Here is a 23,835-nt window from a genome sequence, read left to right as displayed (position 1 = left end):
TCACCATCCAAGGTTTGAACAAAACGGGTCAAGAAATTGGAGAGTCTAGATGCGCTAGCTCCTCTTCATGTTGATCCATCTCATCGTTTACGTCTTTTTCCATTTCTTTCAAAAGCAAGTACGTTTCAATGCTTCCTGTTTTGGAGAAAAACTTCCAGGTAAAATCTAGCATAAGAATCCACCTTTCTCAATAAGCGTAGCCTATAAACCAATTTCCTTTGTTGTTATTAAATTGACCCATTTTGTCCATTTTCATGTGAGAAAAATTTTTCCTAATTTATCAAAACTCATAAAAACCAATAATCAGCGGATGAACAAAACATCCGCTGATTACAGCTTTACTCTATTTTAGTACTCATCTTCGCGGAAACCAAGGTCACGAAGCTGAGACATTTTATTACGCCAATCTTTTTGCACTTTTACCCATACTTCTAAAAATACTTTAGAACCAAGTAATGCTTCAATGTCAAAACGAGCTCGCTTACCGACTTCTTTTAACATCTTTCCTTGCTTACCTATAATAATTCCTTTTTGTGATGCACGTTCAACAACAATCGTTGCGTTTATATAAACCGCTCCGCCCTCACGTTTTTGAATTGCATCAATAACAACCGCTACAGAGTGCGGCACTTCTTCACGTGTTAAATGTAATACTTTTTCACGAATAAGCTCTGAAATAATAAATCGCTCTGGATGATCCGTTACTTGATTATCTGGATAGTATTGCGGTCCTTCTGGTAAATACTTTTTAATTGTTCCAATTAAAGCATCCACATTATTGCCGTCTAATGCAGAAATTGGTACAATCTCTGCAAACTCATATAATTTACGATATTGATCAATTAACTCTAATAATTGCTCTGGATGAAGTTGGTCAATTTTATTAATTACTAAAAATACTGGTTGTTTCGTTTCTTTTAATTTCTCAATAATGAATTCCTCACCGCGACCAAACCCTTCAACTGCATTGACCATAAACAGAACAATATCAACTTCTTTTAATGTCGTTTGAGCCATCTTCACCATGAAGTCGCCTAATTTATGTTTAGGTTTATGTATTCCTGGTGTATCAATGAAAATTACTTGTGAATCATTTTCTGTATATACGCCTTGAATTTTATTACGAGTTGTTTGTGGCTTATCACTCATAATGGCAATTTTCTGGCCGATAATACGATTTAAAAATGTAGATTTCCCAACATTCGGTCTGCCAATAATAGAGACAAACCCTGATTTATAACCTTTTCTATTCATGTAAATCCTCCGCTAAAAATGCTCCTGGTAACAATTCTCCGACTGTCGTCTCTTGAACGTCACCATGTAAATTTGATAGGTATACTTTCGTATCCTGTTTACATAATTCTACCATAACTTGTCGACATGCTCCACAAGGAGGTACTGGACGCTTTGTATCCGCCACAATCGCGATAGCTACAAACTCTTTATCTCCTTCAGAAATCGCCTTAAATAAAGCTGTTCTTTCTGCACAGTTACATAAGCCATATGATGCATTCTCAACATTACATCCACGATATAATTTTCCATCCTGTGTTAATAATGCTGCACCTACTTGAAATTTAGAATATGGTACGTACGCTTGTTTACGCGCTTCGATTGCTTCTTGAATTAATTGTTTACTATTCATATTCCCGCATCCTTCCTGTCCACAGCTGTGAATAGATACACTCTCTCATTAAAGGCCTTTACGGCACTTTCAAAGCTTCATAAAAGCTTTGGAATGCAACTATACCACATACGGCAAAAAGATAATAGCACCAATTATAACGGCTATTATCGCAAACAATAAAACCGATCCGGCTGCGACATCCTTTGCAATTTTCGCAAACGGATGTATATCGGTAGTCGCTAAATCTACTGTTTTTTCCACAGCCGTATTTACCATCTCTAAACTCATTACAATTCCTATTACAATAAGTAATACCATCCACTCTACTTTCGTAATATGGAAATAAAAGCCGCAGCATATAACAATGACTGCGGCTACATAATGAATTTTCATATTGCGTTCATGACGAAGACAAAAGAATATACCTGCTATAGCATATCCAAAACTATTTATAAGTTTTCCTTTTTTCATCGACCTAATCCAAATGCCTCTAAAATTTCTTTTTGTCTTCCAAACATTTCTTTTTCATCCTCTTCTGTCATGTGGTCATAACCAAGTAAATGTAAAAAGCCATGTAACGCTAAAAAGCCAAGTTCACGATCAAAAGAATGTCCATACTCTTCAGCTTGTTCTTTCGCTCTCGGAATAGAAATAATAAGATCACCTAACATACGAGGCATCTCTGCACCTACAATTTCCATTTCTCCTTCTCCCATTTCTTCCATAGCAAAGGAAATGACATCAGTAGGCTGATCCTTATCTCGGTAATCACGATTAATCTCGCGAATGCGTTCGTTATCTACAAATGTCACTGATAACTCCGCACCATCCTCTATTTTTTCCATTTGAGCTGCTTTTTCTAATATCTCACGAATTAAATTCACATATTCTTCTTTCACTTCTTCTGTTTCATCAATGAAATCAATTAATAAACTCATTCTTTCTCCTTCTCTTCCGGTGGTTCCGGATATGTAATACGCGAATGGAAAATACCATTTAACGTTTCACATAACGTTTTTCCAACGATTTGTAGTTCCTTAAACGTCAAATCACATTCACTAAATTGCCCATCTTGCAGGCGATCTTTAATAATACTTTGTACTAAATTATTAATTTGATCTGGCGTTGGGTGATTCATAGAACGTACTGCCGCCTCAACACTATCAGCAATACCAACAATTGCCGACTCTTTAGAAGTTGCTTTTGATCCTGGATAGCGAAACATCTCTTCTGTATATTTTTCTTTATCTTCTTTAATCGCCTTATAATAAAAATATTTAAGTAATGTTGTACCATGGTGTTGTCCAGCAATATCGATAATTTCTTGCGGAATATGGTATTCTTCGAGCATTCTGACTCCATCTGTTACATGAGCAATGATAATATCTTTACTCGTCACAGGATCTAATTTATCATGTGGATTTTCAATTCCCATCTGGTTTTCAATAAAGAATTGCGGTTGTACTGTTTTTCCTACATCATGATAATACGCCCCTACACGTGCTAATACACCATTTGCTCCAACCGCTTCACACGCTGCCTCAGAAAGATTCGCTACCATTACACTGTGGTGATACGTTCCTGGCGCTTCTAACAAAATTCTACGTAAAAGCGGATGATTCGGACTTGATAGTTCCATAAGCTTCATGCTTGATACAATTCCAAGTCCACTCTCTAAATATGGTAATATCCCCATAGCCAAAACGGATGAGATAATTCCTGAAACGGAAGCCATCAATAATTGCGTTCCAATTTCAAGAGGTGAAAAATTCCCATTACGTAATAATAATAACGCCGCTAAGACGACCACATTTAAGATAGAAACGAGTATACCAGCTTGCAAAATCATCGTACGACGATTTTTTTCTCTTAAGAAAATGCTTACTGATAATGAACTTAACAACACATAAATACCTACACTATAATTCAGTGTACTTGTTACCCCTTCATTAAACATAATACTTCCGCACACAGAAAAAATCATACTTGTTAAAAATACAAATCGGTCGCCAATCATTAGTTTTACAAGTATTGTTCCCATCGCAACCGGGACAACATACGCAATTCCTGCATATTCAAGCTTTTGAAACAAACTAATCGTTTTCATTAAAACAATCGTGATAGATAAAATTGTAATATACGCTAAAATATACGGTCTATCTTCTCTTTTACGCTGTAAAAATACTTCAAACTGCTTATGCATAAAGTACAGTAACACACCAATGAGCACTGCTAATCCAACATAAGGCTGAAAACTATTACCTTTCTCTAATAAACCGACTAATTTCAACTGATTATACATATCACTTGAAATTGTTTCACCTTCTCTAACAATAACTTGTCCTTGAAGAATATAAACAGGTGGAATTAAATCTTCTTCCGCTTTCTTCTTCTCTTTCGTTACAGCCGGATCATAAAAATAATTTGCTGTAATCGCATATGATCCTAGCGCGTTCACAGCTTCCTTCAATCCACTATTCACATTGAGGCTTTTCATTTCATTAACAAATCGCTCTTTTGCTGCTATTTCTTCGGACATTTTAATATTTCCACCCATAATAACACTAATAGACGTTAGAGCCGCGTTCTTTGCTAATTCTAATTGATCCGGTTCTGCATTAATAAAATATAATAAATTCTCATCAGATAATTCCTTTGTTAAATTAGATGGCAACTTCTTCTTCAATTTTTCTAATTTATTTGCATCGGTCATCTTTTTTTGCTCTTCAGGTCCAGCAGCTTTCATCTCTTGAATTGCTTCATTTACCTTAGCAAAAACATCATTTACAATATCTACTCTATTTTGTTTATATTCACTTCTATATGTATATTGATCTCCAACTTTTTGAGCGGCCTCTTGTTTTTTTCTGTCCGTTATAACCTTATCTTCAATTTTAATAGGAGAATGAATTGTTTTTTTTGCAATAGAATACATATCAACATCTAATTGCTCTGGTTTTACATTATTCATAAGTGCAAAAAACAGCACTGCTCCTAATAAAACGTAAGAAATCCAACTTAGTTTTTTCGAATGTTGTAAATTACGAAACCACTTAGAAATTTCTTCAGATCTTAACATGATTTCAATACCTTCTCCTCTCCAGAAATAAAGTGAAACTATTTATAGCTTTCATTTCTTCTAGCCAACAATACTTTTAAGTAACATTTTGATACACCAGCACCTATAGTTTATTTCTCTTATCTTTTATGATAGTAAAAAATATGCCGTTCGCCAACCTTAATACAAAAAGAAATGATCCTGACAAATAGGATCATTCCATTTTATCATATGCCTCAATAATACGTTGCACCAGCGGATGCCTCACAACGTCCGTTTGTTCTAATGTAATGAATGAAAGACCTGATACACTAGATAAAATGTTAGAAGCTAGCGAAAGCCCTGATTTTACCCCTTTTGGTAAGTCTACTTGTGAAGGGTCCCCCGTAATAACCATTTTAGAACTAAAACCTAATCTAGTTAAAAACATTTTTATTTGTGCACCCGTTGTATTTTGCGCTTCATCTAAAATAACAAATGAATCATCGAGCGTACGCCCTCTCATATAAGCAAGAGGTGCAATTTCAATTACCCCTCGCTCCATCATACGTTGCGTATATTCTTGTCCAAGAATATCGTGCAAAGCATCATACAATGGACGTAAATACGGATCTACCTTCTCTTTCAAATCTCCTGGTAAAAAACCTAAACTTTCTCCAGCTTCTACAGCCGGTCTCGTTAAAATAATTTTCTTTACATACCCTTGCTTTAAAGCTCTCACAGCCATTACTACAGCTAAGTATGTTTTCCCAGTCCCAGCAGGTCCCATTCCAAATACAATATCATTCTTCTTCATTGCATGAATATATCTTCTTTGCCCCATTGTTTTTACACGAATGGATTTACCTTTTGCCGTTTTAAAGATTTCTTCTTCATATAACTCTTCAAATTGAGCAATTTTCCCTTGTTGTGCGAGCTGAATTGCATACGCAACATCTCTTTCAGTAATTGATATACCTTTTCGAATAACAACAAGTAATTGCTGTAAGATTTTTTCTACGAGTGTCACAGTTTCAACTGCTCCAGATGCATGAACAGTTTCACCTCTAGTTACAATCGATACATTCAATTCCCGTTCAATTACTTTCAAATGAGCATCATTGACTCCAAAAAGAGCGATTGCTTCGTTAGCATTTTCCAATTGTTGGTTCATTTCTACTAATTGTTCTGCCATTACTCAGTCTCCTTGAATATCGGATTCGGATATTGGTTGTGGCTCTGCAATATTTTCGATCACAGTATAATGCAATGTGACTTTTAGTTGATCCGCCTCAACCTCTTTACTCAAAATCTTATCACTTACAATCATAGCATGTTCATCCAATTTTTTCTTTAGTTCTTTTTCAGCCATCTCTTTCGCTACTTTCATTGCCTGTTTTTCTGTATATTCCCGATTCGCTTCTTCCTCTTCTCGTACAATATCTTTTTCATACGCGATCGGCAGTGTAAAACCAAATAGTTTCACATCGTGTTTTACACTTTCAGTACGAGAGCGTTTATACTTATCATGTTGAAATCCCCATATTTTTATTTTCGCACTCCCAAATGTAAGGTAATGCTCATTATACGCATTGCCAGTATATACTTGAAATTGCGTCTTTAGTGGTACACTCACCTCAGATGTGTACCACGTTTCTCCATATACAATACCTTTCGCCGAAACAATCGTCGGACTCTCCTCATTACCGTATATCCCTGATACGAGAAGCTGCCCTTTTTCGACATGGTCATTTTTCAAGACAACTGGTTTTCCTACTTCAACAAATGTTTTTGTCACAATCGCTTCTTTTTTTGCAACTAAATTTTGCGGTCTTTGTTCCTTTTCTTTTTTCGGCTCGTTTTTTTCAACAATTTTAAAATGGTACGTCGTTCCTCTTATTTCTAATCCCGCCCAAGTAATCGCATTAATATTGTCTGTCAAATGACGTTGTACATCTTCTACATTAGGCATTTGGAATTGTAATTTTCCTTTTTTAATACCCATTTTGTCCAATTCTTTCATCAATATATATTCTGTTTCAGGTTTCGCTCCTGTAATTTCAATTTTCCAAACCATATTGGATAATGCAATCATGCCAAAAAAGAAAATTAAAAAACCAATTAAGAATCCACTATTTTTAATTAAACGCTTATTCAAAAAAGGAAAACCGTAACGCCCAATAAAATATAATTTACATTCATTTTTTCTATAAATTGGTTTTATTTTCTTCACATCTCGTAATAACATACAAAAAACTAACGTTTCATCAGCAATTTTCTTAACATCCCAAACTAATAATTTTCTACGTACACATTCGTTAACGAACCGTTCTGCACCTCTACCTTCAATTCGTACTTTTACATATCCAAGCCACTTTATAAACCATTTATTTTTCATCTACTATCTCCACTACCTTTCCAAAAGTATACACACTACTTTTTTCACTTTAATTAGCAAAATAGCTCGTACGAAAATGAAATAAAGAGTTCTACCACCCATAAATAGCGAGATAAACTGAATAGTAAGGTCGAATCACGAAAATAACGAAGAAAAACTTCACATATGGAAGTTTCCCTCACTCCTCTTTTTTTTCGTTTTCTAAAAATGTCACTTGCTCAATTATTCCTTCAAGCAAAAGTTCTTCTGGAAGGATTGTTTTAATAATAAAGGATTGCCCTTTAATTAATAATTGACCGTGCTTTAATAACAATCTTACTTCTTTATCTGAAAACACTAATAAACCCCGATGATTTTCTATATAGATATGCACTTGCCCAACAAGCGTGATCCGAGGTAGATCCATTAGCACATCCACTGGCAGGTCTATTTGCTTTGTTAACCAATTCTTCATTTGTTCTAATTTTTTCATCTCAAAAGACCCCCTCTCATCCCATATGTATGAAAAAAGAGCTTGTAATATCACGTCCAAACTGAAAAAAAGCATAAAAAAACGTCTCATACGAAATGAGACGTTTTTTTATGCTAATAGCTGGATAACCAACTTATTCACAAGTGATCCGTCTGTTTTACCTTTTACTTTCGGCATAACAGCAGTCATCACCTTACCCATATCTGCTTTAGAAGTTGCACCAACTTCAGAAATAACTTGCTTAATTACATTCGCTAGTTCTTCTTCTGTTAATTGCTCGGGCAAATATGCGCTTAAAATCTGAATTTCACTTTGCAGTTTATTAACAAGGTCTTCACGACCAGCTTTTTTAAATTCAAGGAGGGAGTCCTTATACTGTTTTACTTCACGAGCTAAAACTGTTAATTCCTCTTCTTCAGTAAGAGTATGTTGCAGTTTAATACCTTCATTTTGTAAAGCAGCCTTAACCATACGAATAACGGTTAATTTTTCTTTTTGTTTATTCTTCATCGCTTGTTTCATATCATCGTTTAAACGACCGAGAAGACTCATCACTTACACCCTCTCTTAGAATTTACGCTTTCTTGCCGCTTCAGATTTCTTCTTACGTTTTACACTTGGTTTTTCATAAAACTCGCGCTTTCTTGCTTCAGCAAGTGTACCAGTTTTAGAAACCGATCTTTTAAAACGGCGAAGTGCATCCTCCAAAGACTCGTTTTTACGAACGACTGTTTTTGACATTCTCTTTCCCTCCCTCCGAAACATCACACTTACATACTAATTTCAGCATGCAAAAAGAAACCCTTCTTCAGCATGTCTTTTACGATTATAATACATTTTATCACTTCAGGTCAACTATTTGGCAGAATAAAAGAAGAATAGATGCCCTTTCCTGTTCAAAAACTACGTAGATAGCTATTATCCATTTCCCCTGAAGACAACTATATTTTTATCATTACATCTTTTTTAATGCAGGAATGTACGAAACAACTACTCATTCGACGTACCTGCCTTTTTCAGTACTTAACTTCTCCACGAAAAAAAGAAAGCATGCAAATCGTTTCCGTTTGCATGCTTTTTTTATTCCGCTATTTGCCGGGCAGTAAGACCCCCCACCTCAAAATTCAGCACAAGCAAAGAACTTAGGTAGGAATCCGGCTGATAATTAGTGGGGAGGAACAAAAACCCCACTGATTAAAGTTTCATTTTATGCGCTTGCTGATTCTTTTTTTACATCATCTTCAAGAACACGAACAAATTGCGCTTCGTTATATGGATAACCAGCTTTCGTAATTTTCACTTTCACTAGCTTACCAATTAACTCTTCTGATCCTTCAAATACAATTTTTAAGTAGTTATCCGTATAGCCTACATATAACCCTTTACGGTCGCCCTCTTTAAATTGCTCTTCCGGAATGATTTCAAGCACTTCCCCTTCAAACTGTGACGCATACTCTTTCGCTAATTGGTTAGATAATTCAATTAAACGATGAACACGATCATTCTTCACATCTTCAGGAACTTGATCTTCCATACGCGCTGCAGGTGTTCCTGTACGCTTTGAGTAAGGGAATACGTGTAACTCAGAGAAGCGATTCTCTTTAATGAAATTGTATGTTTCCATGAATTCTTCTTCTGTTTCACCTGGGAAACCAACAATTACATCCGATGTAATCGCAAGGCCTGGTAACGCTTCTTTCAATCGATCTAAACGCTCTTGGAAAAATTCCATCGTATACTTACGACGCATACGCTTTAATACAGTATTAGATCCAGATTGCAATGGAATGTGCAAGTGACGTACAACTACTTCAGACTTATCTAACACTTCAATTACTTCATCTGAAATCTGACTCGCTTCAATAGAAGAAATACGAAGACGTTTTAATCCGCCTACTTCCGCTTCCATATCACGAAGTAATCCAGCTAAGTTATAATCTTTAATATCTTCACCGTACCCACCTGTATGAATACCTGTTAATACGATTTCTTTATAACCTGCATCTACTAATTGCTGCGCTTGTTTAATAACTTCTTTTCCATCACGAGAACGCATTAAACCACGTGCCCAAGGAATAATACAGAATGTACAGAAATTATTACAACCTTCTTGTATTTTTAAAGATGCACGTGTACGATCCGTGAAATAAGGTACATCCAGTTCTTCGTATACACGTGTTTTCATAATGTTGCGGACCGCATTAATTGGTTGACGCTCTTTGCGGAATTCTTCAATGTATCCTAACATCTTTTCACGATCCTGTGTACCAACTACAATATCTACACCTGGAATCGCCATAATTTCCGCTGGAGATGTTTGTGCATAACATCCCGTTACACAAATAACCGCATCCGGATTTTGACGAACAGCACGTCTAATAACTTGACGACTTTTCTTATCCCCCGTATTCGTTACTGTACACGTATTAATAACATATACATCAGCTTTCTTTTCATATTCAGTTCTTTCATATCCACCTTGTTTAAACAATTGCCAAATGGCCTCTGTTTCATAGTGGTTTACTTTACAACCTAACGTATGGAACGCAACAGTTGACATTGATCATCACCCCATCAATTCAAAATGATACGAAGCAGCACTTAACGCATATAACGGCGCCGTTTCTGTTCTTAAAATTCTTGGTCCTAAACTACATGGTACAAATTTATGTTCACGAAGCGTAGTAATCTCTTCCTCCGCTAAACCACCTTCTGGTCCAAATACAATCAATAGTTTTTGGCCTGGTTTCATCGTCGTTAAAGCTTTAGCAAAATTGGATTTCTCACCTTGTTTTGCTTCCTCTTCGTACGCAACAAGACATACATCATACTCATTGCTCATTGAAAGCAATTGCTTAAATGATGCCGGAGCATGCACTTCTGGAATTTCGCTTCTATGCGATTGTTCCGCAGCTTCTTTCACAATTTTTCTTAAACGCTCAACTTTTTTATCAGCTTTTTTCGCATCCCATTTTACAATAGAGCGAGATGCTTGAAATGGTAAAAATGCGGCCGCCCCAAGCTCAGTTCCTTTTTGGAAAATTAACTCTAGCTTGTCTCCTTTTGGCAGTCCACTTGCAATCGTCACGAAAACAGGAAGTTCACTTGACGCCTCTACCCATTCTACAATAGCCGTATTAATAAATTCACTGGTAATTTCATCAATTGAACATACTGCTGTTTTTCCGTTTACACAGCAATAAATGTGATCACCAGCTGACATACGCATCACTCTTGCGATATGATGTACGTCATCACCTACAATGCGAATACTTGTCTCATTTACATATTTCTCTTCTACAAAATAACGTTGCATATAATCACCTTAGTAGAGTTTCGTTCCTTTCGTAAGTCAACACTTACGAAAAGAACGAAACGTTATCATTTTTTCATATAACAAACGGCAAGTCCCTCACCTTATAGTGAGAGACTCCCCTTTTCATTATAAACTAAAATCTATATTACGCATTTCGTGCAATAATTGCTACCCAATCTTCCATTCGTAATACTTCTTCAATTGTAAATCCAGCTTTTTCTAGCGCTTCAGAAATTATCTTTTCCTTCGCTGCAATAATGCCCGATGTAATAAATAATCCGCCCGACTTCACAACTCTTGCTGCATCCTCAGGGAATAAAAGAATAATTTCTGCTAATAAGTTAGCTACGATTAGATCAACAGGACCTTCAATACCTTCTAAAAGACTATTTTGCCCAACAGACACGATATCATCTGTTTTATTTAAACGTACATTCATTTCTGCACTTTCCACTGCAACCGGATCTAAATCATACGCTTGAACAGAAGACGCACCTAATTTTGCCGCTGCAATACTAAGTACACCAGAACCTGTTCCTACATCAATGATAGTATCACCTGGCTGAACTGTTTTTTCTAAAGCACGAATACACATCGTTGTTGTCGGATGAGTTCCTGTCCCAAACGCCATACCTGGATCTAATTCAATAATTTTTTCTTCCGGAGAAGCTGGTGTATATTCTTCCCACGTCGGCACAATTGTGAATGTATCAGAAATTTGTACTGGATGGTAATATTTTTTCCAAGCAGTAGCCCAATCTTCTTCATTGACTTCGTTAACGGTAATATTTCCAGTACCAATTTCGATGTCGTAAGATGGAAGCATATCAATAGATGATTTTACACCGGCAATCGTTTCCTGTAAAGAATCCGTTTGTGGGAAATATGCTTTTATTAATACACCTTCCGCCGGATATTCATCTGGGTTCAATGCATAAATTTCACCATATTGTTGCTCGCGCTCTTTCGTCAACTCCGCTGGATCCTCAATCGCAACTCCACTAGCACCAGCTTCATGTAAAATATGAGAGACAGCTTCTACTGCTTCTTCTGTTGTATGAATACTAACTTCTGACCATTTCACAATTTACCAACTCCATTTTTCATTTCCATTATTCCCCTTTGAAAGCACGTTTAAGCTTTCCAAATAAACTATCATCCTGCTCTTCTTGTCCCGCAAATTCACGTAATAACTCTTTTTGATGTGAAGTTAATTTCGTCGGTACAACAACACGAACGACTACATATTGATCTCCTTGACCGTATCCACGTACGTTCGGAGCACCTTTTCCTTTTAAGCGGAATTCTGTTCCGGTTTGTGTTCCTGCTGGAATTTTTAGCTTCACTTTCCCATGAACAGTAGGAACTTCCACTTCAGCACCAAGTGCCATTTGCGCAAATGTTAATGGCATTTCACAAATAATGTGATCTCCTTCACGCTCAAAGAATTCATGATTTCTCACATGAACAACAACATATAAATCTCCTGCCGGTCCGCCATTTACGCCCGCTTCACCTTTTCCAGATACACGAATTTGTTGACCATTATCAATACCTGCTGGAATTTTAACATTGATTTTTTTACGTTTACGTACTTTACCAGAACCGTGACATGTCGTACATTTTTCTTTAATCATTTGACCAGTTCCTGAACAATGACCACAAGCTTGACGGTTTACGATACGACCAAATGGTGTATTTTGTTCTACACTTACTTGCCCTGATCCTGAACAATGTTTACATGTTTCTTTTGAAGTTCCTGGTTTCGCTCCGCTACCTTTACAAGTATCACATGGATCTTCTACCGGAATCTCAACATTTAATTCTTTACCAAAAATAGCTTCCTCAAACTCTAAAGTAACTTGATATTGTAAGTCAGCACCTTGACGCGGAGCATTTGGATCACGACGTCTACCGCCACCGCCGCCAAAGAACGAACTAAAGATATCTTCGAAACCGAAGCCACCGCCGAAGTCTCCTCCGCCGCCAAAGCCACCGAAACCTTGATTTGCACCAGCATGACCAAATTGATCATATTGCGCGCGCTTTTGATCGTCGCTTAATACTTCGTATGCTTCTTGTACTTCTTTAAACTTTTCAATTGCATTTTCTTCTTTACTTACGTCTGGATGGTATTTTTTAGCCAAACGACGATACGCTTTTTTTATTTCATCTTTTGAAGCACCCTGGCTAAGTCCAAGGACCTCATAATAGTCTCGTTTACTCATAAATTTACAACCCCCGAATCTTTCACATAAACGTAATTTTAACACCGAAAGAAAGTGCTTTGCAACAAAGTTTCCTCACTTACAGTATGCAAAGTAAAAAACTTAAGAACCTCACACTTTTCTTTTCATTCGTGAAAAAAGCCAAAGTCAAGGCACGCTTGACTTTGACTTTTTGTCATCTTACTTATTTATATTACTTATCTTCTTTTACTTCTTCGAACTCAGCGTCTACTACATTGTCTTTCTTCGCGCCAGCATCTTGTGCTCCTTGTGCACCTTCTGCTTGCCCTGCAGCTGCTTGAGCTTGCTCGTATAATTTAACAGTTAATTGTTGTACGATTTCTTGTAAAGCGTCTTTTTTCGCAAGGATTTCCTCAAGCTCGTTCTTCTCGATCGCAGCTTGTAATGCTTCTTTCGCTTCTGTTGCTTTTGCAACTTCAGCCGCATCCACTTTACCTTCTAAATCTTTTACAACTTTATCCGTTTGGAATACAAGTTGGTCAGCTTCGTTACGAAGTTCAACTTCTTCCTTACGTTTTTGGTCAGCGTCAGCATTTGCTTCCGCTTCTTGTACCATACGATCTACTTCTTCATCAGAAAGACCTGAAGAAGATTGGATTGTAATAGTTTGCTCTTTGCTTGTTCCTAAGTCTTTTGCACGTACGTTAACGATACCGTTCGCATCAATATCGAATGTTACTTCGATTTGTGGAATACCACGTGGTGCTGGTGGAAGGTCTGTTAATTGGAAACGACCTAATGTTTTGTTGTCAGCTGACATTGGACGCTCACCTTGTAATACGTGAATGTCTACTGCCGGTTGGTTATCAGCAGCTGTTGAGAATACTTGTGACTTACTTGTTGGAATTGTAGTGTTACGCTCGATTAATTTCGTGAACACACCACCCATAGTTTCAATACCTAAAGAAAGTGGAGTTACGTCTAATAATAGTACGCCTTCTACATCACCAGTAAGTACGCCACCTTGAACTGCAGCACCTAATGCTACAACTTCATCAGGGTTTACACCTTTATATGGTTCTTTACCAGTTTCACGTTTAATAGCTTCTTGTACAGCTGGGATACGAGTAGATCCACCAACAAGGATAACTTTATCTAATTCGCTTGGAGCAAAACCAGCGTCTTTTAATGCACGACGAGTTGGCTCTAACGTTCTTTCAACAAGACCTGCTGAAATCTCTTCGAATTTCGCTCTTGTTAACGTTAATTCTAAGTGTAATGGACCAGCAGCTCCAGCACTAATGAATGGTAATGAAATTTGTGTTTGTGTTACGCCAGAAAGATCTTTTTTCGCTTTTTCAGCTGCATCTTTCAAACGTTGAAGTGCCATTTTATCTTGGCTTAAATCAATGTTATTTTCTTTTTTGAACTCAGCTACTAAGTGGTCAATAATAACTTGGTCAAAGTCATCTCCACCAAGACGGTTGTCACCAGCAGTTGAAATAACTTCGAATGTTCCATCTGCTAACTCAAGGATAGATACGTCAAATGTACCGCCACCTAAGTCATATACTAAGATTTTTTGCTCTTCATCTTGTTTTTCTAAACCGTAAGCAAGCGCTGCTGCTGTTGGTTCGTTAATGATACGCTCAACTTCTAAACCAGCGATACGACCAGCATCTTTTGTTGCTTGACGTTCTGCATCGTTGAAGTATGCAGGTACTGTAATAACAGCTTTCGTTACTGTTTCACCTAAGTATGCTTCAGCAGAAGCTTTTAAGTTTTGTAAAATGATTGCAGAAATTTCTTGAGGTGTATAATCTTTACCTTCAACTTCTACTTTGTAGTCTGTACCCATATGACGTTTAACAGACATGATTGTATTTGGGTTTGTAATTGCTTGACGCTTTGCAACTTCCCCAACTTGACGCTCTTCATTTTTGAAAGCTACAACAGAAGGTGTTGTACGGTTTCCTTCTGGATTTGGGATAACCTTTGGTTCTCCACCTTCCATAACAGCTACACAAGAGTTTGTTGTACCTAAGTCAATACCGATAATTTTACTCATGGCGAATCCTCCTACTTTTATGTAAATTATTGATTTACTTTTACCATTGATGGGCGAATCACACGGTCTTTTAGTTTATAACCTTTTTGGAATTCTTCAACTACCGCGTTTGATTCAAATTCACTATCTTCCACTTGCATAATAGCTTGGTGTTCATTAGGATCAAACTGTTTACCAACAGCTTCAATCGCTTCAACGCCTTCTTTAGTCAACGCTTCTAGCAATTGACGATGCACCATTTCCATACCTTGTAACAAGGATTTCGTTTGCTCATCAGTTGCTTCCACTTGCATCGCTCTTTCAAAATTATCAAGAGCTGGCAAAATATCTGAAACTAGACTTTGTGCTCTATATTTTTCAGCAGCCTGTTTATCCATTTGGACACGACGCTTATAATTTTCAAAATCAGCTTGTAGACGTAATGTGCGACCTTCCGTTTCCGTTAGCTTCGCTTGTAACTCATCTACTTTTTCTTGTAAAAGAGCAGCCTCACTTTTTTCTTCTACAGTTTTTTCACTGTTTTCTGTCGTGACAGCTTCTTCAACTTGCGCTTCTTTTACTTCTTCTACCACTTGTTCGTTACGCTCTTCCACAATATTCACCTCCTTAAAAGGTATTAGGTATTATGCTGAACACAATTCCTTAAGCATTATATATTACACACAGCAATGAAAATTTCATTACTTGAGCGAATGTATTACTCTCATTTACTTTTTAAGTCCATCAGTAAATTGTCTCGTAAATAACTGTAACAAACTAATTACCCGAGAGTATTGCATTCTTGTCGGACCTAAAATAGCAATTGTTCCAAGCTGTTCTTCTCCAATCGAATATGTTGCAGAAATTAAACTGCAATCTTCCATGGCCGTCGCAGAGTTTTCCCTACCAATGTTCACTTGAATACCTACTTGTTTATGACGCAAAATGTCATAAAACTCGGCTTCATTATCAATCATCGTCAGCAAGGATCTTACTTTGTGAATGTCATGGAACTCTGGTTGCGAAAGCATATTTGCTTTGCCTCCAAAGTATATCTTTTCCGATAAAGGAACTTGAAATGTACCATCTAACATTTTTATTGCACTATCGTAATTATGAACATATCCACGTAAAACTGTAACAATCTCTTTAAAGATTTTATTATGCAGTTCTGCCATTGGTACACCCGACAGCTTTTCATTTAAAATATTAACCATTTTTTCTAAATCTGATAAATCAACAGATTCCGGAACGGTAATCGTTTTACTTTGTACATGCCCTGTATCAGTTACAATAATAGCGACTGCAGTTTGACAATCAAGCGGTACAATTTGTACGTTTTTAAGTTTATTTGTGCTTAACTTCGGTCCAAGAACAATGGCCGTATAATTCGTAAGCTCTGATAAAATTTGAGCAGATTGCTGTGCAATCTTTTCCGCTTCAAAAATTCTTTCAGCAAATAAATCTTTAATTTGTACAATTTCATCGTTCGGTAAGTTTTGCGGCGCTAAAAGATGGTCTACATAAAAACGATATCCTTTTTCAGAAGGAACACGTCCTGAAGAACTATGCGTTTTCTCAATAAATCCTAGTTCCTCTAAATCAGCCATTTCATTTCGAATAGTAGCTGAACTAAACGTAATTTCATCTTTCTTAGCCAACGTCCTCGACCCAACAGGTTGCGCTGATCCAATAAAGTCATCAATAATTGTTTGTAAAATTAAGAGCTGACGTTCCGTAAGCATCTCATCATCACCTCTGTTAGCACTCTTTGTCTTCGAGTGCTAAATCTATTAATAACTTACCAAAATTGACATTCAATTGTCAACGGAAACGTCACGAAATAATGAAACTTTTTCACGTTTATGGAACATTTAATTAGTCAATCAAAAATGATTGGAATACTTCATTCCCTAATAATTTTCCCTTTCGCGTTAAACGAACATATCCATCTTTCTCTTCAAGCAAGCCTTGTTCTTGATTTTTTTGCAACTGCTTCGCGAAAACTTGATTCATCTCCATATTAAATTTCTTTTGAAACAATATTTTAGATACACCTTGTGTTTTTCGAAGTCCTAAGAACAACTCTTCTTCCATTCTTTCTTTCTCCGTCACCGCGTGAACATCTAAATACGGAAATCCAGTTTCATCGATTTTATTGAAATATTGCTTGAGCGGCCCTACATTTTGGATACGTTCTCCATTTACATAACTATGCGCTCCAGCTCCAAATCCATAATACTCCTCATTATTCCAGTATGTGAGATTGTGTCTACTTTCATTATCACCTTTTGAGAAATTGCTAATTTCATACTGGCTATAGCCGTGTTTCTCCATTTCATCCATTACCATTTCATACATTTTTGCTTCATGATCTTCACCTGGAAGTCTTAATTTCCCTTTATTCATTAAGTTATAAAACACAGTTTTCGGTTCCACAATTAATGAATATGCTGAGAAATGTTGTACACCAAGCGTAAAAGCAATGTCTAATGTTTCTTTTACATCTTCTATCGTCTGCCCTGGCAGAGCATAAATAATATCTACATTTATATTTTTAAAGCCCACTTCCTGCGCTTCTCTAATTGCTACAAATGCATCTTCCCTCGTATGCTTACGCCCAATTTTCTCAAGCAACTCATCCCGAAATGTTTGCACACCAAAACTAATTCGGTTCACTCCACCTTCTAGCAATACATTTAACTTCTCTTTTGGTAAATCACCTGGATTCGCTTCAAATGTTAATTCACAATTTGGAGCAAACGGACGTAAGCGACGGTTTATAATATCTAGTAACTTTTTTGTCTGTTCCATATTTAACGCTGTCGGAGTTCCTCCACCAACAAAAATCGTTTTCATACTATCAAACGGTACTTTTTGAACTGTATTTATTATTTCTTTCTCTAAATACTCTAAATATTGATCGACCGGTTGGCGTTCAATAAACACTTTATTAAAATCACAATAGTGACAAATATGCTGACAAAATGGAATATGAATATATGCAGCTTGAACCAAATATAACTCCTACCTTTCTAAAAAGAAAACCTCCGCACTCCGGAGGAATCTTCACTTCTCTAACGTATTACGAATTTGTTCCATTCGCATTTTTCCCCAATCATACATCATTTCAACGATCGGTAAAAGCGACATGCCTAATTCCGTCATATAATACTCTACTCGCGGAGGAATTTCTGGGTATACCGTTCGGTCAACAATCCCATCTTCCATTAACTCTTTTAATTGGTTCGACAAAACTTTATGAGAAATGCTTGGGAATAATCGTTGTAATTCACTAAAACGATGAGGCCCTTCCACACCAAGATGCCACAGTATCACAACTTTCCACTTCCCGCTAATAATAGAAAGCGTCAATTCCTTTTCACAATTAAAATTGCCATTTTGTATTTTTTCGTGAATATCTTTTCGAATATTTTCGGACATTAATAGTCTCCTAACTCTATATCAATCATTCATAAATATAGCCACCTCACTATTGTAAATGAGAGAAGCTACGTTGTCTAAAAAGTAATTATACATAAAAAAGAAGCCGTATAAACGACTTCTTTTTTTATCTCAATCCGCATGAAATAACAATCAATTATTAGTTGTCATCCATTTTCAGTACAGCCATGAATGCTTCTTGCGGTACTTCTACAGAACCAACAGACTTCATACGTTTTTTACCTTCTTTTTGCTTATCAAGAAGTTTACGCTTACGAGAAATGTCACCACCGTAACATTTCGCAAGTACGTTTTTACGCATCGCCTTAATTGTAGAACGTGCTACAACCTTGTTTCCGATAGTCGCCTGAATTGGTACTTCGAACTGTTGTCTTGGAATTAATTCTTTTAATTTCTCTACGATTACTTTACCACGATCATACGCTGAATCACGGTGTACGATAAATGATAGAGCATCGACTTGTTCGTTATTTAAAAGAATATCCATTTTCACAAGTTTCGATGGTTTGTAGCCAATTAACTCGTAGTCAAACGATGCATATCCTTTCGTATTTGATTTCAACTGATCGAAGAAGTCATATACGATTTCTGATAACGGGATTTCGTATGTTAGTGTAACACGTGTTTCATCTAAATATTGCATATCAATAAACGTTCCACGTTTACCTTGGCAAATTTCCATTACAGCTCCAACATAGTCATTCGGAACCATAATTGAAGCCTTCACAAACGGCTCTTCTACACGATCAATAGACTGTGGATCTGGCATATTAGATGGATTATCAACAATAACATCTTCACCGTTCGTTAAATAAACTTTATAAATAACGCTTGGTGCTGTTGTAATTAAATCGATTTTAAATTCACGTTCAATACGTTCTTGAATGATTTCCATGTGAAGAAGTCCTAAGAAACCACAACGGAAACCAAATCCTAGCGCTTGAGATGTTTCTGGTTCAAACTCAAGAGCAGAATCGTTTAACTCTAATTTTTCTAACGCATCACGTAAGTCGTTGTAACGTGCAGAATCGATTGGATATAAACCACAGAATACCATCGGGTTTAATTTACGATAACCTGCTAACGCCTCTGCAGCCGGACGTTTTGCATGTGTGATTGTATCACCTACGCGTGTATCACCTACGTTTTTAATAGATGCTGCTAAGAAACCTACATCACCTACTGTTAACTCGTCACGTTGCGTTGTTTTCGGTGTAAACACACCTACTTCTGTTACTTCAAATTCTTTTCCAGTTGCCATCATACGTACTTTATCGCCAACTTTTACCGTTCCATTTACAACACGGATATATGCAATTACACCGCGGTACGGGTCATATAAAGAATCGAAAATCATACATTGTAAAGGCTCTTCTGAATCCCCTGTTGGAGCTGGTACCTTTTCAACGATTTGTTCTAAAATATCTTCAATACCAATACCAGCTTTCGCTGAAGCAAGTACAGCTTCCGATGCATCTAAACCAATTACATCTTCTACCTCTTGACGTACACGTTCTGGGTCCGCACTTGGTAAGTCGATCTTATTAATAACTGGTAATATTTCTAAATTATTATCAAGCGCTAAATATACGTTCGCTAATGTTTGCGCCTCAATCCCTTGTGCTGCATCCACAACAAGAATCGCACCTTCACAAGCCGCTAAACTACGAGATACTTCGTACGTAAAGTCGACGTGTCCTGGAGTATCGATTAAGTGAAGAATATACTCTTCACCGTCTTTCGCTTTATACGTTAGTTGTACTGCATTTAATTTAATTGTAATACCGCGCTCACGCTCTAAATCCATAGAGTCAAGCAATTGAGCTTTCATTTCACGTTGTGTTAACGCGTTTGTTTTCTCTAAAATACGGTCTGCTAACGTTGATTTTCCGTGGTCAATATGAGCAATGATAGAGAAATTACGGATTTTGGACTGTCTTTTTGCTCTTTCTTCTTTGTTCATCTATGTTCTCAACTCCTAATAGTCTCGCCAATATACACTAGCACTGATTATATCAATAGAGCAGCAAAGATTCAATGAAAACTCGTGCTGCTTACAATACAAATCATTCTATCTATATCTTATGCGAACAAACCATAAGAGACAAACTTTTTTCAAATTTAAAAACGGCTGTCGTACAAAATGGTAAGACAACCGTTCTTCCTGCTACACTTAACTAAAAATCTCTCTCACTTTCCCAACAACTATATCCGTTCCAAACTTTGTTACTTCATAAGTAGCACTTGCTATTGCCATACCAATTCCTTCTACAACATTAAAGCTTTTTAAGCTTTCTAATTGTTTTTGTTTTTCAGCAATGGAAAACGAACTTCCCAAAATTTCTGATTCAGCACCCGCACCCTTTGTTCCTGTCATATGAGCGATTTGTTCATACGACATTTGCTGATAACCTTTCATACTTTTCAAACCATGATTAGCAAGTGCCACCCCTGCTATTATCATAAGTAAACATAAGGCCGCACTACATATACATAAAAGCGAAAAACGGCTTAAACGATTATCCTCTCTTCCCATCAATGTGTATATGCTCCTGTATTATCTTGGTCAATTTGATGATGCAAGGCTGCATTTAAACCACTCGCTATTACATTCGCCATATCCTCTATGAAAGCATCCACTTCTTTCGGAGTCACCATTAAATTATGACCAAGAGGAGATAACACTTCATAAATTAATTTTCTCTTCTCTTCATCTTCCAGTGTACCTACAGCACCTAAAAACATATTCCGACTCTTTTCATCCGGCATATCTTCTTCTGTTAATTTTTTCTTTTCTCCAAATGTAAAACCGGCTGGCAACAAAGAACGGGAAGGTTTGTTTCCTTCTTTCATCTCCCGTCCAAAATGTTTCAAAATAAAATCAATTGTATCGCTTGTAATCGAAACTGCATCAACCACAGTCGGAACACCAATCGCGATAACAGGAATACCCAATGTTTCTTTACTAAGTTCCTTACGCTTATTCCCAACACCCGATCCAGGATGAATTCCTGTATCAGAAATTTGTATCGTACTATTTACTCGTTCAATAGAGCGGGCAGCTAATGCATCAATTGCAATGACAAAGTCTGGCTTCGTCTTCTCAATGATTCCATAAATGACATCGCTCGTTTCGATTCCTGTAATTCCCATTACCCCCGGCCGAATTGCACTAACAGGCCTAAACCCTTCTTCTACACTTTCAGGCTGCAATTGAAACAAATGTCTCGTTACCAATACATTTTCTACAACGATTGGTCCAAGCGCATCTGGCGTTACATTCCAATTCCCAAGACCAACAATTAAACAACTCGCTTCTTTCGTAACGCCAACCTCTTCTAAGAAATAAGAAAATTCTTTTGCAAAAATACGCTCTACTTTTTGTTGCAGTTCCGTATCTTGTTGACGTATGCCTTGTACTTCAAGCGTTAAATAACTCCCAGGTTTTTTACCCATCGATTCAGAGGCAATTTCATCAATCGTTACTTTTGTAATGGTAATACCTTCTTCTTCCCTCTCTTTGACAATAACTCCTTGTATCCCTTTTTGCTCTTCTTGACTCTCTTGCAGCATTTCATGTGCCTCTACAGCAAGGTCCGTTCTAACACTATATTTACTTAAATCTAATGGTTCTTTCATCGTATCTCCTCCGTAATTCATAGTAAATATCGTTAGATTTCCCAAAGTTATATAAGGTCATTCTTTCCTTTACGTGAAATTTCATTGATATACTATTGCAATTCTCTTCACCGTTTGATAGAATATCACTTGTTCTATGTTAAGAATCGAGTCATTCGATTGCACCAGGGAGGTGAAAAGTATGGCAAACATCAAATCTGCTATCAAACGCGCTAAACTTAGCGAAGAGCGTCGTTCACATAACGCTTCTATCAAGTCTGACATGCGTTCTGCTGTTAAAACTGTAGAAGCTTTAGTTACTAATAACGATCTTGAAAATGCTAAAGAAGCTTTCAAAACTGCTTCTAAAAAACTTGACAAAGCAGCTCGTAAAGGTCTTATCCACCAAAACGCTGCAGCTCGTCAAAAATCTCGCTTAGCGAAACAAGTAAACGCGTAAGGCGTTTAAAAAACGATCCATTTGGATCGTTTTTTTATATACAAAAAGTTCACGTGCTAAGCACGTGAACTTTTTGTTTCATCACATATGATTTAACCGCATTAAGAAAAACTCAAGTACAAGTTTCTTATCCATTTTTCCAGTCTTCATACTATAATCAGCTTCCGCTAATTCTATAATCACTTTTTTTAATTCTTCAAAAGAGAAAAACTTCGTTTGATTCATCGCTAACTTTACACGATATGGATGCACACCAATATGAGACGCAATTTGATTTTGTCCATAACCACGTTGCTGTAACTCTTTCACTTGATAGAGCAAGCGGAATTGACTTACTAATAACGCAAGCAGTTTAATTGGTTCCTCTTGCTGCGTAAATAATCCATCCAAAATTTGCATCGCACCCGCGATATCTTTTTTTACCACTTTTTCTGTCAAAGCAAACACATTTTGTTCAACCGATTTTGGCACAAGCTCCCCAACGAGTTTCGGTGTAATCTCTCCGCCCATACCGACGTATAACGTTAACTTGTCCATTTCCTTCGCCAACATCGTTACATTACTTCCCACAAGCTCTAACAACAAACTAACAGCTGCATTATCTATATGCACATGCACTTCATCTGCACGAGCAACAATCCACTTCTGAACATCCTGCACTTGCATCGCATTCGCTTCTACTACATCCGCTGTTTTCTTTAATAGTTTTGTAATTTTTTTTCGTTCATCAAGTTTTTCGTAAGGCGCAACAAAAACAAGAATAGAAAATGGAGAAGGCTCCCCAATATATTCTTCTAAAATTTTTATATTTTGCTCTAATTTTTCTTTTTGTGAAGTTAAAAATAGTGGTGATTTTATTAATATCACTTTACGTTCCCCGAAAAAAGGAAGTGTACGTGCATCCTCAACCACATCTTCTAAATACGCTTCTTCTAAATCATATGTCACAACATTAAACTCGCGATCTTCCTCTTCAAGCGCTTCTGTTGTAATAAGCTTTATCGTTTCATTTATAAAAAACGCTTCCGTTCCATACAGTAAATACACTGGAGCAAACTGCTTCTTTTTAATCTTTTTATGTATATCACTCATACTTTTTCCTACTCCCTAACTTGGCAATATATATTTATACTAATGCCCTAGCTTTCGTTTTACAAGTACAAAGGAACAGGCTTTATGACCCGTTCCTTTATTTATATTAAACGC

General features: G+C 36.8%; 25 protein-coding genes. 1 reads left to right on the top strand and 24 read right to left on the bottom strand.

The features are described from left to right. Positions 1-28 precede the first annotated feature (28 nt). From ACSG5Z_RS11030 to gpr, 23 genes are all read right to left on the bottom strand, one after another. Positions 29-172 (bottom strand): YqzL family protein, encoded by a 144-nt coding sequence (locus ACSG5Z_RS11030; protein WP_000883924.1) that lies wholly within the window; start codon positions 170-172, stop codon positions 29-31. Between the two features lie 176 nt (positions 173-348). Further along, the gene (gene era, locus ACSG5Z_RS11025; protein ID WP_001080239.1) at positions 349-1,254 is read right to left on the bottom strand and encodes a GTPase Era; all 906 of its coding nucleotides are present in this window, start codon (positions 1,252-1,254) and stop codon (positions 349-351) included. Next, positions 1,247-1,645, bottom strand: coding sequence for a cytidine deaminase (locus tag ACSG5Z_RS11020; RefSeq protein ID WP_435711448.1), 399 nt, complete (start codon positions 1,643-1,645; stop codon positions 1,247-1,249). The genes era and ACSG5Z_RS11020 overlap by 8 nt, the downstream gene beginning before the upstream one ends. A 99-nt stretch (positions 1,646-1,744) precedes the next feature. Then, entirely contained in the window at positions 1,745-2,098 is a 354-nt protein-coding gene (locus ACSG5Z_RS11015) for a diacylglycerol kinase family protein (RefSeq protein ID WP_000715485.1), read from the bottom strand. Further along, positions 2,095-2,565, bottom strand: a complete 471-nt coding sequence (gene ybeY, locus ACSG5Z_RS11010; protein ID WP_000054689.1) for an rRNA maturation RNase YbeY — start codon at positions 2,563-2,565, stop codon at positions 2,095-2,097. The genes ACSG5Z_RS11015 and ybeY overlap by 4 nt, the downstream gene beginning before the upstream one ends. Further along, positions 2,562-4,706 (bottom strand): HD family phosphohydrolase, encoded by a 2,145-nt coding sequence (locus ACSG5Z_RS11005; protein WP_048541521.1) that lies wholly within the window; start codon positions 4,704-4,706, stop codon positions 2,562-2,564. The genes ybeY and ACSG5Z_RS11005 overlap by 4 nt, the downstream gene beginning before the upstream one ends. 193 nt (positions 4,707-4,899) lie before the next feature. After that, positions 4,900-5,859: a PhoH family protein gene (locus ACSG5Z_RS11000; protein WP_087985257.1), complete on the bottom strand. Its 960-nt coding sequence runs from the start codon at positions 5,857-5,859 to the stop codon at positions 4,900-4,902. A 3-nt stretch (positions 5,860-5,862) separates the two neighbouring features. After that, positions 5,863-7,062, bottom strand: a complete 1,200-nt coding sequence (gene yqfD, locus ACSG5Z_RS10995) for a sporulation protein YqfD (protein ID WP_000792473.1) — start codon at positions 7,060-7,062, stop codon at positions 5,863-5,865. A gap of 178 nt (positions 7,063-7,240) precedes the next feature. Further along, positions 7,241-7,534: a sporulation protein YqfC gene (gene yqfC / locus ACSG5Z_RS10990; RefSeq protein WP_000732264.1), complete on the bottom strand. Its 294-nt coding sequence runs from the start codon at positions 7,532-7,534 to the stop codon at positions 7,241-7,243. Between the two features lie 108 nt (positions 7,535-7,642). After that, positions 7,643-8,086: a GatB/YqeY domain-containing protein gene (locus ACSG5Z_RS10985; protein ID WP_000054579.1), complete on the bottom strand. Its 444-nt coding sequence runs from the start codon at positions 8,084-8,086 to the stop codon at positions 7,643-7,645. A gap of 15 nt (positions 8,087-8,101) precedes the next feature. Continuing rightward, complete coding sequence (gene rpsU / locus ACSG5Z_RS10980) at positions 8,102-8,275, bottom strand: 30S ribosomal protein S21 (RefSeq protein WP_000048061.1); 174 nt, start codon at positions 8,273-8,275, stop codon at positions 8,102-8,104. Between the two features lie 466 nt (positions 8,276-8,741). Then, positions 8,742-10,094, bottom strand: coding sequence for a tRNA (N(6)-L-threonylcarbamoyladenosine(37)-C(2))-methylthiotransferase MtaB (gene mtaB, locus ACSG5Z_RS10975; protein WP_000108688.1), 1,353 nt, complete (start codon positions 10,092-10,094; stop codon positions 8,742-8,744). A gap of 6 nt (positions 10,095-10,100) precedes the next feature. Next, positions 10,101-10,850: a 16S rRNA (uracil(1498)-N(3))-methyltransferase gene (locus ACSG5Z_RS10970; protein WP_064474770.1), complete on the bottom strand. Its 750-nt coding sequence runs from the start codon at positions 10,848-10,850 to the stop codon at positions 10,101-10,103. Between the two features lie 145 nt (positions 10,851-10,995). After that, positions 10,996-11,934 carry a 50S ribosomal protein L11 methyltransferase gene (gene prmA / locus ACSG5Z_RS10965; protein WP_000872119.1) on the bottom strand — a complete coding sequence of 313 codons (939 nt, stop codon included), beginning with the start codon at positions 11,932-11,934 and terminating at the stop codon, positions 10,996-10,998. A gap of 28 nt (positions 11,935-11,962) precedes the next feature. Beyond that, the gene (dnaJ, locus tag ACSG5Z_RS10960) at positions 11,963-13,078 is read right to left on the bottom strand and encodes a molecular chaperone DnaJ (protein WP_000043954.1); all 1,116 of its coding nucleotides are present in this window, start codon (positions 13,076-13,078) and stop codon (positions 11,963-11,965) included. A gap of 193 nt (positions 13,079-13,271) precedes the next feature. Then, positions 13,272-15,107 (bottom strand): chaperone protein DnaK, encoded by a 1,836-nt coding sequence (gene dnaK / locus ACSG5Z_RS10955; RefSeq protein WP_435711447.1) that lies wholly within the window; start codon positions 15,105-15,107, stop codon positions 13,272-13,274. Positions 15,108-15,133: 26 nt separating this feature from the next. Beyond that, positions 15,134-15,700, bottom strand: coding sequence for a nucleotide exchange factor GrpE (gene grpE / locus ACSG5Z_RS10950; protein ID WP_000392716.1), 567 nt, complete (start codon positions 15,698-15,700; stop codon positions 15,134-15,136). Positions 15,701-15,814: 114 nt separating this feature from the next. Continuing rightward, the gene (hrcA, locus tag ACSG5Z_RS10945) at positions 15,815-16,831 is read right to left on the bottom strand and encodes a heat-inducible transcriptional repressor HrcA (protein WP_435711446.1); all 1,017 of its coding nucleotides are present in this window, start codon (positions 16,829-16,831) and stop codon (positions 15,815-15,817) included. Positions 16,832-16,964: 133 nt separating this feature from the next. Next, entirely contained in the window at positions 16,965-18,104 is a 1,140-nt protein-coding gene (gene hemW, locus ACSG5Z_RS10940) for a radical SAM family heme chaperone HemW (RefSeq protein WP_000249446.1), read from the bottom strand. A 51-nt stretch (positions 18,105-18,155) separates the two neighbouring features. Then, positions 18,156-18,530 (bottom strand): winged helix-turn-helix transcriptional regulator, encoded by a 375-nt coding sequence (locus ACSG5Z_RS10935; protein ID WP_001293536.1) that lies wholly within the window; start codon positions 18,528-18,530, stop codon positions 18,156-18,158. 160 nt (positions 18,531-18,690) lie between these two features. Continuing rightward, positions 18,691-20,514 (bottom strand): elongation factor 4, encoded by a 1,824-nt coding sequence (gene lepA / locus ACSG5Z_RS10930; protein ID WP_001030960.1) that lies wholly within the window; start codon positions 20,512-20,514, stop codon positions 18,691-18,693. 210 nt (positions 20,515-20,724) lie between these two features. Beyond that, positions 20,725-21,090: a YqxA family protein gene (locus ACSG5Z_RS10925; protein WP_435711445.1), complete on the bottom strand. Its 366-nt coding sequence runs from the start codon at positions 21,088-21,090 to the stop codon at positions 20,725-20,727. Beyond that, entirely contained in the window at positions 21,087-22,190 is a 1,104-nt protein-coding gene (gene gpr / locus ACSG5Z_RS10920; protein ID WP_000662625.1) for a GPR endopeptidase, read from the bottom strand. Before gpr ends, ACSG5Z_RS10925 begins: the two co-directional genes overlap by 4 nt. 181 nt (positions 22,191-22,371) lie before the next feature. Here gpr and rpsT point away from each other — a divergent pair, with 181 nt between their 5' ends. Then, positions 22,372-22,629: a 30S ribosomal protein S20 gene (gene rpsT / locus ACSG5Z_RS10915; RefSeq protein ID WP_001274014.1), complete on the top strand. Its 258-nt coding sequence runs from the start codon at positions 22,372-22,374 to the stop codon at positions 22,627-22,629. 81 nt (positions 22,630-22,710) lie between these two features. Here the strand turns inward: rpsT and holA are convergent, their stop codons facing one another. Further along, positions 22,711-23,721 (bottom strand): DNA polymerase III subunit delta, encoded by a 1,011-nt coding sequence (gene holA, locus ACSG5Z_RS10910; RefSeq protein WP_001279932.1) that lies wholly within the window; start codon positions 23,719-23,721, stop codon positions 22,711-22,713. Positions 23,722-23,835 lie beyond the last annotated feature (114 nt).

The sequence above is a fragment of the Bacillus pretiosus genome, assembly GCF_051294775.1.
Classification (GTDB): Bacteria; Bacillota; Bacilli; order Bacillales; family Bacillaceae_G; genus Bacillus_A; species Bacillus_A wiedmannii.
The sequence above is the reverse complement of the archived record's forward strand: the minus strand, read 5'-3'. Positions and strand labels throughout refer to the sequence as shown.